At 53.6% G+C, this 2,500-nt stretch carries 1 rRNA gene (only partly in view); it reads right to left on the bottom strand.

The window, feature by feature from the left end:
• Window positions 1-2,359, bottom strand: a 23S ribosomal RNA gene (locus AC1RPL_RS21545) (it extends 435 nt beyond the left edge of the window).
• Window positions 2,360-2,500: the final 141 nt, after the last annotated feature.

Raw genomic sequence — 2,500 nt, 5'->3', positions numbered from 1 at the left:
CCCCGGCGTACCTTTTATCCGTTGAGCGATGGCCCTTCCACGAGGGACCACCGGATCACTATGACCGACTTTCGTCTCTGCTCGACTTGTCAGTCTCGCAGTCAGGCTGGCTTATGCCATTGCACTCTAACAGCCGGTTTCCAACCGGCCTGAGCCAACCTTCGCGCGCCTCCGTTACTCTTTAGGAGGCGACCGCCCCAGTCAAACTACCCGCCACAGAGGGTCCCTGATCCAGTTTCATGGATCGAGGTTAGACAGTAAAGAACAACAGGGTGGTATTTCACTTGGTGGCTCCACATCAGCTGGCGCCAATGCTTCAAAGCCTCCCACCTATTCTACACAATTGTTCTCCACTGCCACTCTGAAGCTGCAGTAAAGGTGCACGGGGTCTTTCCGTCTAACCGCGGGTACTCCGCATCTTCACGGAGAATTCAATTTCGCTGAGCATGTCCTGGAGACAGTGGGGAAGTCGTTACGCCATTCGTGCAGGTCGGAACTTACCCGACAAGGAATTTCGCTACCTTAGGACCGTTATAGTTACGGCCGCCGTTTACCTGGGCTTCATTTCGGAGCTTGCACCCCTCCACTTAACCTTCAGGCACCGGGCAGGCGTCAGACCCTATACGTCGTCTTGAAGCCGACTTAGCAGAGCCCTGTGTTTTTGCTAAACAGTCGCTACCCCCTGGCCTGTGCCCCCTCATGCTGCTTGCGCAACGTGAGGGCCTCCTTCTTCCGAAGGTACGGAGGCAATTTGCCGAGTTCCTTCAGGACACTTCTCTCAAGCGCCTTGGTATACTCTACCTGACCACCTGTGTCGGTTTCGGGTACGGTCTATACGGTGGGGCTATTTCCCGGGACAGCTTCGAAGCACGCTCAATCCGATAAGAGCGTACAACACACACCATCCGTCACACACCACCAGGCCCACGAATATTAACGTGGTTCCCATCGACTACCCCCTTCGGGCTCGTCTTAGGGGCCGGCTCACCCTGCGCGGATTAGCCTTGCGCAGGAACCCTTGGTCTTTCGGCGAAAGGGCATCTCACCCTTTTTATCGCTACTCATGTCTGCATTCGCACTTCCGATACCTCCACGACCCATTACCAGATCGCTTCACAGGCTTACGGAACGCTCCGCTACCGCGTGTAGTAAACTACACACCCTAAGCTTCGGTGCACGTCTTGAGCCCCGTTACATCTTCGCCGCAGGAACCCTTATTTAGACCAGTGAGCTGTTACGCTTTCTTTAAAGGATGGCTGCTTCTAAGCCAACCTCCTGGTTGTTTTGGGATTCCCACATGCTTTCCCACTTAGACGTGACTTGGGGACCTTAGCTGTAGGTCAGGGCTGTTTCCCTTTTGACGACGGACCTTAGCACCCGCCGTCTGTCTCCCGGATATCACTCCTAGGTATTCGGAGTTTGGTTAGAATTGGTAGATCTCGCGACCCCCGCATCCATCCAGTGCTCTACCCCCTAGGGTGTTCATCCGAGGCACTACCTCAATAGTTTTCGCGGAGAACCAGCTATTTCCCGGCTTGATTGGCCTTTCACCCCTAAACACAACTCATCCGGTAACTTTTCAACGTTAATCGGTTCGGACCTCCAGTGCATGTTACTGCACCTTCATCCTGGTCATGCCTAGATCGCCGGGTTTCGGGTCTAATACACCAAACTCATTCGCCCTATTCAGACTCGCTTTCGCTGCGCCTACACCTATCGGCTTAAGCTTGCTTGGTACATTAAGTCACAGACCCATTATGCAAGAGGTACGCTGTCAGGCCTCAAGGACCCTCCAACTGCTTGTAGGCAATCCGTTTCAGGTACTGTTTCACTCCCCTCATCGGGGTGCTTTTCACCTTTCCCTCACGGTACTAGTTCGCTATCGGTCGCATACGAGTATTTAGGCTTAGAGGGTGGTCCCCCTATATTCAGACAGGATTACACGTGTCCCGCCCTACTCATGTCCTGATACATCACTTTCGCATACGGGGCTGTCACCCGCTATGGCGTATCTTTCCAGATACTTCTGCTAGTTGAATATCAGGCACTGGCCTGGTCCGCGTTCGCTCGCCACTACTAACGGAATCTCGGTTGATGTCTTTTCCTCCGGTTACTGAGATGTTTCAGTTCGCCGGGTTCGCTTCACGAAGCCTATTTTATTCAGCTAAGTGATACCTTTTTCCAATTACCCTGACCGTCATTACTGACGCCCAAGATAATCGGATTAGGTGGGTTTCCCCATTCGGAAATCGTCGGGTCAAAGCTTGCTCACAGCTCACCGACGCTTATCGCAGCGTGCCACGTCCTTCATCGCCTGTATGCGCCAAGGCATCCACGAATTGCCCTTACCTCACACTTGAGAGTCCACACCACCAACGACAACACTGGATCGGTCCAAGCCAACCGGCGAAGCAGAACTTCGACGGCGCACTTAAACACGACACGAAACTCGGCAGAGCAGTGTAGCGCGGTTTTACCAGATCCTCTTCGAAGCAATGCC

The organism is Sphingomonas sp. GW821-FHT12D09, assembly GCF_058807215.1.
Note: the sequence above shows the minus strand (reverse complement) of the source record. Positions and strands in the feature narration are given on the sequence as shown.